This is a genomic window from Bacteroidales bacterium, assembly GCA_031275285.1.
Lineage (GTDB): Bacteria > Bacteroidota > Bacteroidia > Bacteroidales > UBA4181 > JAIRLS01.
Genome location: JAISOY010000061.1, coordinates 1 through 16,806, shown reverse-complemented (window position 1 = coordinate 16,806; position 16,806 = coordinate 1). Strand labels below are relative to the sequence as shown.

12 protein-coding genes are annotated in these 16,806 nt (G+C 37.9%); 3 read left to right on the top strand and 9 right to left on the bottom strand.

What is annotated here, in order from left to right; all coding sequences use genetic code 11:
• Positions 1-6 precede the first annotated feature (6 nt).
• The 3 genes from LBQ60_05740 to LBQ60_05730 all read right to left on the bottom strand — a co-directional run bounded on the left by LBQ60_05740 (position 7) and on the right by LBQ60_05730 (position 3,260).
• Entirely contained in the window at positions 7-861 is an 855-nt protein-coding gene (locus LBQ60_05740) for a prephenate dehydratase (GenBank protein ID MDR2037407.1), read from the bottom strand.
• 456 nt (positions 862-1,317) lie between these two features.
• Positions 1,318-2,499, bottom strand: coding sequence for a HAMP domain-containing histidine kinase (locus LBQ60_05735; GenBank protein MDR2037406.1), 1,182 nt, complete (start codon positions 2,497-2,499; stop codon positions 1,318-1,320).
• Positions 2,500-2,576: 77 nt separating this feature from the next.
• A complete protein-coding gene (locus LBQ60_05730; GenBank protein ID MDR2037405.1) occupies positions 2,577-3,260 on the bottom strand; it encodes a response regulator transcription factor in 684 nt (227 codons plus the stop codon).
• A gap of 994 nt (positions 3,261-4,254) precedes the next feature.
• On the opposite strand from LBQ60_05730, the gene LBQ60_05725 reads away from it, so the two are divergent.
• Positions 4,255-4,986 carry a glycosyltransferase gene (locus LBQ60_05725; GenBank protein ID MDR2037404.1) on the top strand — a complete coding sequence of 244 codons (732 nt, stop codon included), beginning with the start codon at positions 4,255-4,257 and terminating at the stop codon, positions 4,984-4,986.
• The gene (locus tag LBQ60_05720) at positions 4,983-5,615 is read left to right on the top strand and encodes a lipid-A-disaccharide synthase N-terminal domain-containing protein (GenBank protein ID MDR2037403.1); all 633 of its coding nucleotides are present in this window, start codon (positions 4,983-4,985) and stop codon (positions 5,613-5,615) included. The genes LBQ60_05725 and LBQ60_05720 overlap by 4 nt, the downstream gene beginning before the upstream one ends.
• Here the strand turns inward: LBQ60_05720 and LBQ60_05715 are convergent.
• From LBQ60_05715 to LBQ60_05690, 6 genes are all read right to left on the bottom strand, one after another.
• Positions 5,609-7,270 (bottom strand): glycosyltransferase family 39 protein, encoded by a 1,662-nt coding sequence (locus LBQ60_05715; GenBank protein ID MDR2037402.1) that lies wholly within the window; start codon positions 7,268-7,270, stop codon positions 5,609-5,611. The two genes, LBQ60_05720 and LBQ60_05715, sit on opposite strands and share 7 nt — an antisense overlap.
• Before the next feature lie 562 nt (positions 7,271-7,832).
• On the bottom strand, positions 7,833-8,867 hold the full coding sequence (locus LBQ60_05710) for an NAD-dependent epimerase/dehydratase family protein (protein ID MDR2037401.1): 1,035 nt from the start codon (positions 8,865-8,867) through the stop codon (positions 7,833-7,835).
• A gap of 562 nt (positions 8,868-9,429) precedes the next feature.
• Positions 9,430-10,824 (bottom strand): TolC family protein, encoded by a 1,395-nt coding sequence (locus tag LBQ60_05705; protein ID MDR2037400.1) that lies wholly within the window; start codon positions 10,822-10,824, stop codon positions 9,430-9,432.
• A gap of 2 nt (positions 10,825-10,826) precedes the next feature.
• Entirely contained in the window at positions 10,827-13,994 is a 3,168-nt protein-coding gene (locus LBQ60_05700) for an efflux RND transporter permease subunit (protein ID MDR2037399.1), read from the bottom strand.
• An 86-nt stretch (positions 13,995-14,080) separates the two neighbouring features.
• A complete protein-coding gene (locus tag LBQ60_05695) occupies positions 14,081-15,223 on the bottom strand; it encodes an efflux RND transporter periplasmic adaptor subunit (protein ID MDR2037398.1) in 1,143 nt (380 codons plus the stop codon).
• Positions 15,224-15,230: 7 nt separating this feature from the next.
• On the bottom strand, positions 15,231-15,683 hold the full coding sequence (locus LBQ60_05690; protein ID MDR2037397.1) for a MarR family transcriptional regulator: 453 nt from the start codon (positions 15,681-15,683) through the stop codon (positions 15,231-15,233).
• 444 nt (positions 15,684-16,127) lie between these two features.
• Between LBQ60_05690 and LBQ60_05685 the strand changes: the two genes are divergently transcribed.
• Positions 16,128-16,806: histidine kinase (locus LBQ60_05685; GenBank protein ID MDR2037396.1), on the top strand; the 679-nt coding region annotated here is incomplete at its 3' end.

The following is a 16,806-nucleotide window of genomic DNA, read 5'->3' as shown; positions in this document are numbered from 1 at the left end:
TATTTACTATTCAGAGATTACTTTTCCTTTACAATATTCTCCCATAATATTCAGGTTACTGATAAAAGGTGCTACTGAAACCAGCGATTGCCGGTATATCTCTTCATTAGAGAATTCAAGATCAACATAAAAAAGATATTCCCATTCTTTCCCGATAATGGGTAAAGACTGAATTTTACTAAGGTTGATATTGAAATACGAAAAAATAGATAATACTTTCGACAAACTTCCTATTTCATCTGCCAAAGCAAACGAAATGGAAGACTTATTATATGATTTGTTACTGGGAAGATATTCTTTATCGGTTAAAATCAGGAAACGGGTATAATTTTTCTTATTGGTTTCGATACTTGCTGACAATATCTCCAGATCGAATTTCTCTGCTGCGTAACGACTGCCGATAGCACCTACTCCTTTCAATCCGTTGACACTGATGTCACGCATACAAGATGCCGTGTCGCGTCCGTCAATAAGTTTAATATGTGGATATTTATCAAAAAAAGGCTTGGATTGCAGGATAGCCATCGGGTGTGAATAAACTTCATGCAGATCGTCAATGGTCTGTCCGGAAAGGGCTACTAAATTCTGGCATACCCTCAGATAAATCTCCCCTGTTATCTGGAGATCAGAATTATTGATCAGATTATAATTAGGTAAGATACTTCCTGCCACTGAATTTTCTATCGCTGATATTGCATGTTGTGCAGCTCCTTGCTTCATCAGACGAAAAAGATCATCAAATGATTCACTTGGGATGATTTCTACTTCTACATCTTTGAAGTAATGAAGCGCTGCTATCTCATGGAAGGTTCCATATCCGCCCATTATGGCTGCTTTGATCTCTTTTTGTTCCTTACACATCCGTTTTTAAATAAAAAATCCCGAAAACATCTGCTTTCGGGATTCACTGATTTATTTTTATACACACATATCAATTCCGTTCCCGAACCATTATCCGGCTAAAATAAAAGTAAAAGAAATAACCTCCCCAAAAGGAAGAGAACAGAGACTGAATCATATGGTGCTTTTGAATCATTTATCAATTATTTGTCCTGCAAAAATATGTTTTTTTTTAATACATGTGATATATTTTTTTTTAAAGAACTCAAAAAAAAATGCAAGTAATTGATAATTAAATAAATTTCATTGCAAATGATAGGCTTATTTCAGTAGTCCGTAACGATTTGGGAGCGCGGATAATAACACAAATAATTGCACCTTACAGCACTTCAAAAAGCCTCTCCAAAGAGGCTGAAAATATTTGAATTGCTGTATTTTCATTCTTTTTAACTACTATCAAGTAGCTTCCCATGTATTTTATTTAATAAACCGAATAACAAAACTATGTAGGCAATCTTTGTAATCGTATAGAGTCTTCCAACCATGCATTTTGCATATTTCATGAACGATAGATAAACCTAGTCCATTACCTTTCTTTTCCTCCGATGTGCGATTAAAACGCCTGAATATTTTATCCTTTTCAAGTGTTTGAGCCGCACCTGTATTTGATATTTCAAACCCACAATCAAATACCCGGATATTAATTATTCCATCTTCAGTATTGTGCCGTATGGCATTTACGATTAGATTCGTTAACAAACTTTCCACCAATATCCTGTTTGCATGAATGTTCAAAGGTTTTTCAATGCTAACATTGACCTTGATTCCATTACTTTCGGCACGTTCACGTAAATATAGAAGTTGAGTATATAACGTCTGAACAAAATCTATATCTTCCATATTACCATATTGGTCATTGTTTATACGAGCTAAAAGTAAAAGGTTTTTATTCAGGCGTGTCATCCTGGAGGATACTGAGTATAAAGATTGTATAATGTCGATCTGTTCCTTTGATAAATCAGGTTGCTGGAGCAGCATATCTAATTGTGATTTGAATACTGCTAATGGGGTTTGGAGTTCGTGTGATGCATTTTCTATAAATTCCTTCTGCTTTTTATATATGCTTAGGTTATTGGAAATATGGTCGTTTAATATACTGTTCAACTGAACAAACTCTGTCGTATTGGTGTTGCTGAATTTAGGCAGTTCGTCTTTTTCGAGGCTGAAATTCTGTATTTTGGAAAGTGTCGAATGGAACGGACGCCAAAGTTTCTTGGACATATAATAGTAAACAGTTGACAACGAAATCAATATAACAAAAAATAAAAGTCCATATTGTGATGATAAAGTCCTCATTAAATCATGTTTTTCAATCATTGGTATCCGAGACATCAACATGTAAGGGTTGAAGTCGATTAATATTGTATCATAGACAATACGAAAATCAATATTATGCCCTTCTGCTTTATCGAAAAACTTTTTTTGGTTGACTACCTGCACTGGATATTTTTTATCGAAAGGTAAAATGAGTATATCTTCATTGAAACGGTTCCATACTTCGATATCTTCTGTGTTGAACGAAGGCAGTCGATTATTTTTAAATTCCTGAAGACGAAATATTATCAACTGATCCAGATCTTTTGTATAGAATTTTTCCATGACCTTAAATAGCAATGGGGCACAAAATAAAAGGATCAACAGCGTGTAGAGAAAAAACCCAAAAATGCTTTTAATAGCTAACGTTCTTGTTCTACCCATTGATATCCGGTTCCATAAATGGTTTTAATAATATTTGTACTACCTGCCTCTGCAAATTTTGCTTTCAGGTTTTTGATATGGGCATATACAAAGTTATGATTATCTAACATATCGGCCATATCTCCTGAAAGATGTTCTGCGATAGCATCTTTGGAAACAACTCTGGACTTGTTGTTTATAAGGAATAATAAAAGATCATATTCAGACTTCGTGAGATTGACAATTTCCTCTTTTACTTTCACACTCTTTGAAAGTAGGTCAATCTCTATACCACCGGAATTTAAAATATTGTTATGCGAGAATTGCTGACGTCGGATAAGGACATAAATGCGGATACTTAATTCTGATAATGAAAATGGCTTAGAAAGGTAATCGTCCGCACCTATTTTCAATCCTTCAATTTTATCATTGAGCGAACCTCTTGCGGATATGATAATAATACCACTGTTTATTTTACGGGCTTTAATTTCTTCCAAAATCTGAATACCATCACCGCCGGGGAGGTTTAAATCAAGAAGAATGCAATCGTAATTGTACAATGTTATTTTTTCCATTGCTGTACCAAAATTATAGGCTTGCTCGCAAAGGTAGCTGTCATTTGATAAAAACTTAACGATATTTTTAGATAGTTCTTTTTCGTCCTCAATTACCAATATTTTCATATTATTTTCATTTATCCATTAATATAATCAAAGAGTTGCCAGCAATCATACGGCTATCTAAAACCACTATCCAATTAATTAGTTTTCCCAAGAATGAGAAATGAGAACAGAATTGTAAAAACAATGCTTTAATTTATCAATTGAACAATATTAGATGCGTCACCGAGTTGCGACACTTAAAAAAGCAAGAACAAGCCGGTTCCCATACCTGACAATATAAAATAAGTCCGATTTGTTTTCGTAAGATACTTAATCCCGGTAGAGTTATTCCCGGTCAGAACAACCTGCCATGTTAAGAACAATATTACACAAATACGGAAGCAGTAGCTAAATCGGAATCAACGTTCTTAATTCCAATCTTGCTTGGCAAATATTGTCGTTAATGCAGCGAATATTGCAGATAGTATCATATAATACTTCCATATATTTTAGACTTAAATAAAATACGACCAAAAGTACCAAATCAAATTCATAGAAAAGTAGAATTTTAATTTTTTTTTAGACACTGAAAGTTCAAAATTCTAAATTTCTGCTAAATCAACGGATATTTTTGTTTTACATTTTATTTGAAAAGTATATGTTTGAAGAAACCAGTTCAATTGATGGGGAGTTATTTTTTGCCATGACATGGTGTTCACTCTTATTTTACCGTTTGCGTTATGTGGCGTTATTTTGGTAGAATGATATGGATTCCTACTACGTTTTTTATGATAGGGTTTATTATCTATGAAAAGAACCGGAGAGAGTGGATAGCATTATTAGCTGCTCTTGTTATATTGTTTTTTCAGTGTGAAAGGATAACCGCTAATATTATAAAACCTTATTTTAGTCGGTTATTACGACCAATTTATAATCCTGACACTATGGGTGCACACACTATATCATTATACAGGGAGAAAGTATGGCTTTGTATCCTGTCATTCTGTTAATGCTTTTGGAATGGCTGTTTTCAGTTCATTACTATTCAAAAACCAATTTCTAAAATAAGCTGTTTATGAATAATACCGCTAAATTCGAATTTACAATTATTGTTCCTGTATATAATGAGCAGGATAACATTTTAAGACTTGAATCCGAATTGTCTTCATTTTTAAAAAATGCAGTCATGAGAAGCTGTGTCATGTTTATAGATGACGGTTCAAAAGATGATAGCGGGGATATGCTTAAAGAGGTTTGTGAAAGGCACGACAATATGTTCTACCTGTCATTTTCTCAAAATGCAGGCTTGAGTGCTGCAATAAAAGCAGGAATAGATTATACGTGTTCGGAGTATGTGGGATATATAGACGCAGATTTACAAACAGCTCCTGAAGATTTTAACCTGCTTCTGACTGATGCACCGGATTATGCAATGGTTATAGGTGTTCGTATAGGACGTAAGGATGGTTTTGTGAAACGGGCATCATCGAAATTTGCAAATGGATTCAGGCGAATGATGACACATGATGATGCTATTGACACGGGATGTCCGTTGAAAGTAATAAAGACTGAAAATGCAAAAAAAATTCCATTATTCACCGGGATGCATCGGTTTCTTCCAGCTTTAGTAATGCTTCAGAATGGAGGAACATACAAGCAAATACCTGTCCGTCATTTCCCACGTATAGCCGGACAATCGAAATTTCATCTCTGGAACAGACTTATCGGGCCGCTGAAAGATTGCTTTGCCTATCGCTGGATGAAAAAACGATATATAAATTATTCCATCGAGAGCAGCAAGATATGAATCAGTATCTCATATTCGCTATCGGACTATTGGCACAACTACTTTTTTCCGCCCGTCTGCTAGTACAATGGATAGCCTCAGAAAGAGCACGTAAAGTGCTTTCGCCGACACTTTTTTGGCAGTTAAGTATGGCAGCTTCGCTGTTGTTGTGCCTATATGGATGGTTACGTAACGATTTTGCTATCATCCTGGGGCAATTTATCTCCTATTATATTTATATCTGGAACCTTGATTCAAAAGGATCATGGAAAAAACTACCAAAAGCTTTCCGGATTATTTTCTTCTCTATACCGATCGCAGCCGTTAGTTACTTCCTCTTGAATTGGAACGATACAGTCACACAACTTTTCATGCAAGAGAACATTCCTGTTTGGCTAATTGTATTCGGAGTTATAGGACAGTTTACATTTACACTGCGATTTATTTACCAATGGTGCTATTCACGCAAGGCAGGAGAATCCGTATTGCCGATTATGTTCTGGATCATCAGCCTGACCGGATCAGCAATGATTATATCCTATGCTATTATTCGCCATGATCCGGTACTGATTCTCGGACAAGCAACTGGATTTATTGTATATGCCCGTAATATAATGATTGGCTATAAATCAGGCAGAAAGGATCAATAATCATTTTTGCCTCTAATAATAGAAACCTCTTTAACCATATTTTTATTGTAATATTTGTTATCGGGTTTGCGCCAGTTGTTGTCGAATGTATCAATGTATTCGATGGTTACCTGTTTCCCTTGCAATATATCTTTGGCAGCTTCCGTACTAACCAATACAAATGGCAGGCTGGCGTAAAAAAGACTGTCATTTTCTATGTCAAGCGGTGTAATATTGCGGTTCGCTTCATAAACTAATTCCATGCGGATGCCTTCCTTTGTACTATGGTAAAATGGCAGCCCTTCGATAGCCGGATTATCCCGCACTGCATGGATGCTATACCTTTGTTGGTTGATGAATAATTGTCCAGCATATTGGAAACAGAAAGTCAGGAACGTTATCATTACCAATGCCGTTCCTACGAAAATCCGTCTCGGGAATATGCTCTTTTTTCCGTAAAGTCCGGCGAGCATCCATAGGGCTAATCCGATAAAAATTAACGATGTGAGTATAAAAACAAGCCAGGACAACGCCTCTTTACGTACAAACAGCAGGTATAGCAGGATTGGCATACAGAGAGCGATAGCGCTCACGACCGATCCATTGACCCTGAAAAGAATTTTCTTTCCTTTTGTGGATAGGTCCCGTATGCTGTACCAGATATAAAAAGCAATATTTATGGAACCCGGGATTAGCAAAGGAAGTAAATAACGTGTTTTCTTTTCCGGTATCAATGACAGGAGTATGAGGGCGACGAATGTCCAAATTATCGAGAAACGAAAAGTCTTTATTTGTTCTGTATTTTTCTGCCAAAAGAAATAAAAGAGTGAGGTTACCCAGAATAACGCCCATATACCCGCTTCTGCAGCGAATCCCCAGTAATACCACAGGGGTCTGACGTTGTGGTTCAACCAGTTGGCAGATTCTTTGCCCGCGACAGCCATCCCGGTCTCGGGATGAAAAACGGCAATGTAGCATGGCCACCAGAATGATACCGAGAGACACAGGACAATCATTACACAAACGGATGGAATTTTACCTTTTATTTCAGGTCGCATCACAAAACCATATCCAAGCAAAAAGGGCAATAACAGTGCATAAAATGCAACAGGCCCCTTACTTAAAAAGGATAATCCCATAAAGATACCGGCCAATATAAAACGTCCCCATTGTGCCCCTTTCGATTCAAAGGCGCAAACGATTAAATAAATGGCAATAAGCATGAAGCTATGGCAATAAATATCCCATGTAGCGGTTCGCCCCATCATAATAACATTATACGAGGTAACTAAAACGATGGCTGAAATAAGAGCCAACAGGCGTTCTTTTGTCATTTTCCGTACTAGCAGGTAAAGAAACAGTGCCATTATGGTCGCAATGATTCCCGTCATACAGCGTTGTGCAGAAAGGTTATCTGGCAGAATATGTTCCACTCCTGCTGCAATCCATGTCGGAAGCGGTGGTTTTTCAAGCCTGAGTTCCCCGTTCATTGTCGGAATAAGGTAGTTTCCTGTTCTGAGCATTTCCTGAGCGGTTGCCAGATTGCGGGACTCCATCAGATCTGCGGGAATAATATTATTATTTATGAAAAATGCAAAGAAACAAACAGTAACGATCAATAAACAAGATTTTATATCCATCAATTTATCCGATATGGGGGAGAGCATATTTTCCATGAAACTATTATATATTGAAATTATTATTAATTATCCTATCTCTATTATTTTCACCCGATAAATACCAACTATATTCTCCATAAGAGCATTCTGGATTATACATGGTAATCATACCGGCAAATTTATCATAATATCGTATTTCCCTGTTTCCTGCAAATAATATTGTTTGTTGTTCACTTTGTACTATCGAATACAATTCCATAACAGAATTCATTAGTTGGAGGATACCGTTGGGATAAACACCTATATTGGATACCGTTTTAAACTTATAGTACGCGTACCGGATAATTTTGTTTTCTTTAATAGTTGTTATTGTCGACTTTGTCATCTCTTCATTTTCCAACCATCTGTTTATCAATATTATTACACCAAAAGAAGGTAATAAACCAGAACTACATCGGAGGTTTACCAGCGTAAATTTCACCATGAATATAGAATGTAAACCATGTGACGTTTTGAATAGCTTCCTCAACAACACTGATATACTTTAGCTCATTCGCCAGAGTATAATCCCGGAATATAAAAGCAGTAATAAATAATAATAAATATCTATACCGCATATTTATCCATTTTTATTGTCATACAATCCTCTTAAATAATAATCTTCATACCACTGAATAAAAGCAGCAAGTCCGGTATTGATGGATGTTGTTGGTGCATAGCCATAATCACGCCTTAAAAGAGAAGTATCAGCCCATGTATCTTTTACATCGCCTGGCTGCATCGTTTCATATACTTTCTGTGCTTTTTTTTTCGTAATCTGTTCGATTGTTGAAATGAAATCTTCGAGTTGCACAGGCGTTGAATTTCCAATATTATAAATCCTAAACAAAGGGCCCGAAGTGCTGTCAGGGTTATTTAATAGAACTTTATATATCCCTTCTGTAATATCATCTATAAAGGTAAAATCACGCGACATATTTCCATTATTGAATAGTTTCAGCTTACGATCATTCAGAATAGCCTCTGTGAAAAGAAACGGAGCCATATCAGGTCGTCCCCATGGGCCATAGGCTGTAAAGAACCGTAACCCAATGATATTAATACCATATAATGCTGAATAGCTGTGTGCAATAAGTTCATTCGCTTTCTTTGTCGCGGCATACAGGCTAACTGGCGTATCGGTTATATCCGTTTCCTTGTAAGGAACAGAAGTATTATTACCGTATACGCTTGAACTACTGGCAAAGACTAATTTAGTTTCAGGATTGGCCCTGCAATATTCAATGATATTGAAAAATCCATTTATGTTAGATGAAATATATTGCTGTGGATTTTCAATGCTATACCGTACTCCCGCTTGGGCTGCTAAATGGCAAATAACCTCTATTTTTTCATTTTTCAAAATCGTGGGATATAATGAAGTATCATTTATATCAGCCTGAATAAAACACAAATTATTTTTCCCATAAACAGGAATATTTTGTTTTATGTCAAAAATATTAATTCCAAGCTGTGTAAGCCTTGAAGTTTTAAGTGCAGGAGAATAGTAATCATTAAGGTTGTCTATACCAATGACCGAATGTCCGCATGATAAAAGTTTTTGAGTTATGTGATATCCGATAAATCCTGCACACCCAGTAACAAGAATCTTCATTATTATTTATTTAGATGAACAATAATTATGTGATAATATTTCCAGAACCTATAACCCACACTATAAGTTGCAGGTAGGTAAAGTTTTATTTCCGTTTAAAATTCAAATATAAGATGCTGATTTTGTAGAAAAATAGAATATTATCCTATAACGAATATTTATCCTTAAAATCTAATTTGAAAATCAATAGTTAAAAACCGGACTTTTGCGCCGGTTTCGATCATATCATTATAGTATACCCGATATCAATTCCTCTGCAAACAAAATGTTATTCTTGTGGTATGTTGACAAATACAGAGTATACACCCGTTAAATGAATCTGTCAGTTATTGCCTATTTTGATTTGATTTTTTAGTTTTACGAACCATCTTTAGGTATACTAAACGGGTATTCGTAGATACCAGATAAGGATACAAAAAAGAAGAAAGTGTCAAATATGTTGGACACTTTCTTCTTTTTCATTTTATTCAAGCTGTCTATTAGGTATTTATTCTTGTATTTATTTCAATCCAGTCATCTTACCGGAAGTTTTAGTGATGGATTTATTACGATGGGAAACGAACTATTCGATACCACCTCCCAAAATCCTGTATAATTCTACGGTACAATTCAATTGCTCTAACCGGTCATTTACCTGATTGAGTAATGCCGATAAAAGGTTCTGCTCGGCAGTAAGTACCTCCGTATAATTGGCATCACCGGCTATCAGTAATTCCTGTGTAAAATAAACGGAGTTCTTGCATGCTTCTATTTGTTTTTCCCTCGTATAATTCTTTTTCAGGGATGATTCAAATGAAAATAAAACATTCGTTACTTCCTGCCCGGCAGATAAAACCGTTTTTTCAAATGTCAAAAGGGCTTCCTCTTGTTGGGCATTGGCTATTTTGAGGTTTCCGGTTAATTGTTTTTTGGCAAAAATGGGTTGGGTCAATCCCCCGATTACGTTGGCAAAGATATTTTCCGGCTTAAAGAAGTCCGACAATGTATTATTTGTTCCATATCCTATGGTACCGGAAGTGATCCTGATTGCCGGATAAAAACCGGCTCGGGCTGCTTTTGTCAACTCAAATGCCGAACGGAAAGATAACTCCGCCTGTCGTACATCCGGACGCTTCGCCAGCATCTGTGCAGGTATGCCGTATTCGAGATGGTCGGGATATTGCTGCTCAAATATGGAAGACCGGGTTATTTGCCCGGGCGAACGGCCAAGCATCAGGCATATTGAATTTTCCAATTGCCAGATCTGGCTTTCCAGGTCGGGAATACTTGTTTGCGTATTGTAAAATAAAGATTTACTTTGCTCCACCGCTGCGCCGTTCAGTACTCCGGATTCTTTCAGGTCCTCCATCGTTTCAACGCTTTTTTCAAGTAAAACGATGGTTTCCCTTGTAATGGCTAACTTTTCATCTAAAGCCAGCAATGAATAATAGGATGTGGCAATATTCGCCACCAAAGATGTCTGAATGAGATCTTTGTATGCCTGACTACTCAGAAACTGAGCATATTTGGCTTTGGATTGACTGCTGAGTTTTCCCCAGATATCCAGTTCCCATCCGGCAGATATGCCAAGCGTATAATTTGTGGAATTATAACCCAACACATCTTTTCCTCTGCTTCCAAAACTGTTTCCCGAATAATTTACCTGGCCTACCAATGAAATATCGGGAAAGCAAGCCGCTTTTGCCATACTCAGGTTTGCTTCGGCTTGTTGAATACGAGTATATGCTATCCGCAAATCGTGATTTTTTTCGATTCCTTCCTCAATTAAAGTAATCAGGTTCTGATCCGAAAAATATTCCCTCCACGGAATATCCGCTATGGTGACCGTATCGGTCGATGTCATTTCCCCATACAGTTTACCGGTTTCGGTAACCGGCGTTTGATACGGCTTCATTGTCCCGCAGGAGGTGAGTCCTACCAGGACAACAAACCCTAATATAAATTTATACTTGTTCATGATTATCCGTTATTTTGTTGTGTTGTTAATTCATCGGTTGAAATTACCGTATCCGACTTACCGAATTTATCCTGTAATTTCTGGAATATGATATAAAGCGTAGGGATCACAATTACTCCGATAAGCGTGCCGATAAGCATGCCTCCGATGGCACTGATACCGATTGAACGGTTACCGATTGCACCTGCACCCGTAGCGATTGCCAGAGGCAATAATCCGAAAATGAAAGCAAAAGATGTCATCAGGATCGGCCGGAAACGGGCCACAGCTCCATTTATTGCCGCATCAACGATACTCATTCCCTGTTGACGCCGTTGTATGGCATATTCTACAATCAAAATGGCGTTTTTGGCAAGTAATCCGATGAGCATAATCATGGCTATCTGGACATAAATATTATTGGTAATCCCCTGGCTTAAACCAAATGCGGCAAGGAAGATCATTACTCCTGCTAACCCTACCGGTAAAGAGAAAATAACGGCCAAGGGCAGGATGTAACTTTCATATAAAGCGGCTAACAGCAGATAAACGAATATCAGACAAAGCCCGAATATCAATACGGTCTGGCTGCTGCTTTTTTGTTCTTCACGTGTCATTCCCGAAAATTCGTATGAATAACCTGACGGAAGCGTCTGTTCTTTCACCTCTTCAACCGCTTTAATAACATCACCGGTACTGTAACCATCCCGATAATTAGGAATGATTGTCAAATCCATGGAAGAGTATAAATTAAAGCGTGTACGTGTTTCGGGACCCGTAATATCGGTTATTGTTAAAAATTCCGTTACCGGAGCCATTTCTCCACTGATCGTTTTCACGAACAAACCATCCAGATCATCCAGTTTTGTACGATATTCAGGAGCAGCCTGTACCATTACCCTGAATTGTTTTCCATATAAATTGAAATTCGAGATATACTGGCTGCCGATATAAGCCTGTAATGTCCCCATTATCTCGCTTAAAGTAAGTCCGGCATCCTTAATCTTAGCCATATTGGCTTCAATTTGTTTTTGAGGGAAATTAGGATTAAATGTAGTCATGGCTACCATCACCTCATCCCGTTGATTCATTTTTGCAATGAAATCGTTGGTGATGTCGTAGAAGTCATAAATACTACCACCGGTACGATCCTGCATACTCATGGCTACACCGGTGCTTAAACCGAAACCCGAAATTGTGGGTGTACCGAAAAACATGAATGTGGCATTGTTTATTGACTTGGTTTTTTCCGTCATGATTGCAGCAACTTCGTTTGCAGTGATCTCCCGGTTATCCCAATGATCCATTTTTATGATAGCTGAACCATAAGAACTTCCCATTCCACTCATGAAGCTCAAACCGTTAAGGCTCCCTATATGCTTCACTTCCGGTATTTCTTCCGCCATCTTAATCACCGCCTGTACTACAGAATCCGTTCTTTCCATTGATGATCCGGGAGGCAGAGTAATGGTAGCCATCACACCGCCACTATCTTCCTGCGGTACAAATCCGGTAGGTATCATCCTCATTAAACCGAATAAGACGGCAGTAGCAACTATGATAATTGCCGCGGTGATCCACCGGTTCCCTTTCTTTCCCAAAAAGACAAGAGATTGTTTATATTTTGAAGTAGCGGCATTAAATCCGATATTGAAATAATAATAGAAACGTTTCAGAAAATTCTTCTTACCATGTTCTTCTTCATGTGGTTTAAGTAAAAGAGCACAGAGTGCAGGACTTAAAGTCAATGCGTTCACCGCCGAAATAGCAATGGCAAAAGCTAATGTCAGGCCGAACTGTTGATAGAAAACACCACTGGTTCCCCCGATAAAACTTACCGGAATAAATACCGATGCCATGACCAGTGTAATAGATATGATGGCAGGGGCTATTTCTTTCATGGCTTTAATTGCCGCCTCTTTCGGATCTTTTGTACCGCGTTCGAGTTCGGCATGTACAGCCTCAACAACCACAATCGCATCATCAACTACGATACCGATCGCCAGTACAAGAGCGAATAAAGTAAGAAGGTTAATGGAAAAGCCCATGATCCATAAAAAGAAGAATGTACCGATAATGGCCACAGGTACGGCAATAGCCGGTATCAGCGTAGATCTGAAGTTTTGCAGGAATATAAATACAACGAGGAAAACCAGAAGGAATGCTTCAAGTAAAGTGGTGATAACCTTGCTGATGGAAGCATTTAAAAAATCACTGACATCCTGAAGGTAAGTGAACTTCACTCCGGGAGGAAAATCTTTTTCGGCATTTTCCAATTCTGCTTTTACTTTTGTGATCACTTCCGTGGCATTCGACCCGGCTGTCTGGTTAATGGCGATCATAATTGCAGGATTACCGTCGGTAGTTGTAGACACGCTATATTGTAAAGTTCCCAGTTCAACTGTGGCAACATCGTTCAGGCGAACTATTTTCCCGTCGTTGGAACGAATGATGATGTCTTCGAATTCCTCTACGGAGGATAAACGTCCTGTATATTTTAATGTATATTGAAATGCCTGGTTGCCGCTTTCTCCCAACTGACCCGGTGCTGCTTCAATATTCTGGTCCCTCAGCGCGTTAATGACTTCACTGGTAGAAATTTTGTAGGAAGCCATTACATCGGGCTTAAACCATATCCGCATCGAATAATCCTTCGCCCCATATGCTTCCGCGTTACCGACTCCCTGAACCCTTTTTATTTGGGGTAAAATATTGATATTCGCATAATTTTGGAGAAATCCGTCATCATATTCGGGATTTTCGGAAGAAAGCGAGAGCATCAGGATATTACTGGTTTGCTGTTTCCTTACGGTTACTCCTGCCTGTGTTACTTCGGCCGGAAGCAATGCCGAGGCCTGATTTACCAGGTTCTGAACATTCACTGCTGCCATATCCGGGTTTGTACCCTGTTCGAAATAGACCGTAATACTGGCAGAACCTATCGAAGCAGACGATGTCATATATGTCATCCCTTCTACACCATTTATCGCTTCTTCCAATGGTATAACCACACTATTCATGATCACATCGGCATTTGCACCGCTGTATGATGCCGATACGCGTACTGTCGGAGGTGCGATATCGGGATATTGCTCAATCGGCAACATATTTATTCCGATGATCCCCAATACCACGATAACAATGGATATTACGGTGGATAATACCGGACGTTCTATAAATGTCTTTAACATGTTTTCTTCTTTTTATTAGAGTGTACGATTCCCTGTCCTCCTGCTTCTGGCAGGAGGATAAATGAGATATATTTTTGTAAATCAGCTTATTGGTTCAAAGCAGTCTGGTTATTCCCTTTGGTAGATATGGCCATTCCGTTGCGGAGAGTTGCAACACCGTCTGAAACAATGACATCCCCATGTGACAAGCCGGTCGTTACGGCATATTCCTGTCCGTTCGGCATAGAAAGGACGGATATGATCTGTTGTTGTACGACATCGCCATCCAATTTATAAACCAATACTTTGTCCTGTTGTGTAAATGTTGCTCTCTGAGGTATCACGAACACATCATTCAGCGTTCTGGGTACGATTATTTTAGCGCTCGTTCCGCTTCTTAATTTACCTGATTGATTGGGAAATTCCGCACGAAAATTTGCAGAGCCTGTCGTTACATCCACGATCCCCGTTATGGTCTCGATCCGTCCCTTTTGTTCATATTCAGAACCATCTGCGAGGATCAGCGAAACAGGAGGCATATTTTTAATCTTTTCGGATTGGGTGTTACCTTCCACATTTTCCAGAAAATCCATTAATCTCCGTTCATTTAAAGAAAAATAAGCATACACACTTTTCGTATTGGCTATGGTTGTCAGCGCATTACTATAATTAACCAGACTTCCTTTGCGGTAAGGTATTGAACCGACAACACCGTCGACAGGGCTGGTTACCTTTGTCCAGCTCATGGTGGCTTCTGCATTTTTTAATGTGGCTTCTGCCTGCTCTAATGTAGCCATTGCCGATTCATAGGAATTTTCGTACGTTTTTAACTGTACTTTGCTCACAATTCCCTTTTCCGCCAGAGGCCTGTAACGTTCCACATTCACTTCTGCCGTATTTACCTGTGCTTTGGCGCTGTTAACAGAAGCTTTGGCCGAAGTTAAAGCCTGTTCGGATGATGGAGAATTGATTTTAAATAACATTTGTCCTGCTTTGACGACAGAACCCTCGTCTACATATATTTCTTCAATATAGCCGTCAACACGAGGCCTGATCTCAATATCCTCCTGTCCCTTAATTGTTGCAGGATATACGGACTGCATGTCAGCGTTCCTCGCTGTCACAACCGTTACGGGATATTCCTGACCCAGTGTTTCCTTGTTTGTTGTCTGAGTTTGCTTATTGCTCCCGCATGAAGCAAAACTTAAAAGAGCCATCGCTCCACCTATTAAAATCATCGTTGTTTTCATTGTTGTTTTATTTTAGTTTATTTAATTCATTGGATAATACGAGTAATTGGCCCGTAAAACTTTTCCCGTCGATATGGCGGTAGAAATTATCGTAACATGACGACATTTTCGAAAATGCCTGATCATAGAAAGATTTCCCCTTCTTGGTTAATTTTATATATATCACCCTGGTATTCACTGTTCCACGAATGCGGGTAATCATATCATTCTTTTCCAGATTGCGTAAAATGGTGGAAATCGTCATCGGATCTATTCCTGTTACTTCCGATAAATCCATCTGTATGATTTCCGTTTTCATGTCGCTTAGATGATAGATGGCCGATAAAACATCGTATTGAGGCCCTGTAATTTTGAATTCATCCAGCATTTGCTTCCTGTTTCTTATCCACAATTTGAAAACATGGCCGATCAATAAATCGACATTGAGATTTTCCAAACTGTTTTCTTTAACCTGTTCCATTTTTATTTTATTAATTGAAATGATAAGTGTTCTTACGTTCGGGAACAAAAATCAGGCACAATTCCGGCTTCAAAAAAAATATTCAACAAAACAGGAAATTATCCGTACGTAACAGTTCTAATCCTCCAAAAACAGGCTTTTGTCGACAAAAACCAACCTAAAAACATATTTGTTGATGAAATCAATAGTTTGGTAGATACAATTGGTAAATTGATTGAATATATTGTTTTTATATCCCGGTAATTATTATTTTTGAATAGTTTTACTTTAATAGCCTTCATGAATAAATTATTAAACTATATACGCTCTTCAATCGGTTTCCAGACAGTAATTATCTGGCTGGTTATCTTTATTATCATGTTTATCCAGTTGTTATGGATAAATGTTGAATTGTCATTGATAATGGCCCTGATTACGATTATAAGTATAATGATCATATATTATATGACACAGATAGTACTGATTCCTAAACTGTTGATGAAGGAAAAAAAAGTCATATACATTATTCTCTCGATCATGATGATTATACCGTTGGCTTATGTTTGCAGCAGGTTGGAGATGTATACATTCAAACATTTCAATATTACACCCAAACATGAATATAAATTTGTTTTTTCCGGAGCGAGGTTTTTTACACTCTTCACACTGACCTATGCTATCTCGAATATTATCTTCTTTTCCAAAAAAACGACGGAAGACGCCAGGCAAAAAGAAGAATTATTATCCGAAAAGAAGATACTGGAAGTGCGGGTGCTAAAATCCCAGATCAATTCCCATTTCATATTCAATGCGCTGAATAATATTTATTCAATGACGTATTTTAAAGATGAATATACATCGGGCTATGTTCTAAAACTGGCCCAGATGATGCGTTATGTAATGGAAGATTGCGAAACGGAATTGACACCGCTATATAAGGATATTGAATACATCGAAAATTTTATTGACTTTCAGAAACTTCGCTTCGAGAGTGCGAAGGATATCACCTTTTCTTATGATATAGGAGATAATAAGGATATCTCTATTCCCCCTATGATTTTCCAGCCCTTAGTTGAAAATTGTTTCAAATACACTCCTCTAGAAGTGAATAAGAACAGCCTTATTCATATATCATTAGAAGTAA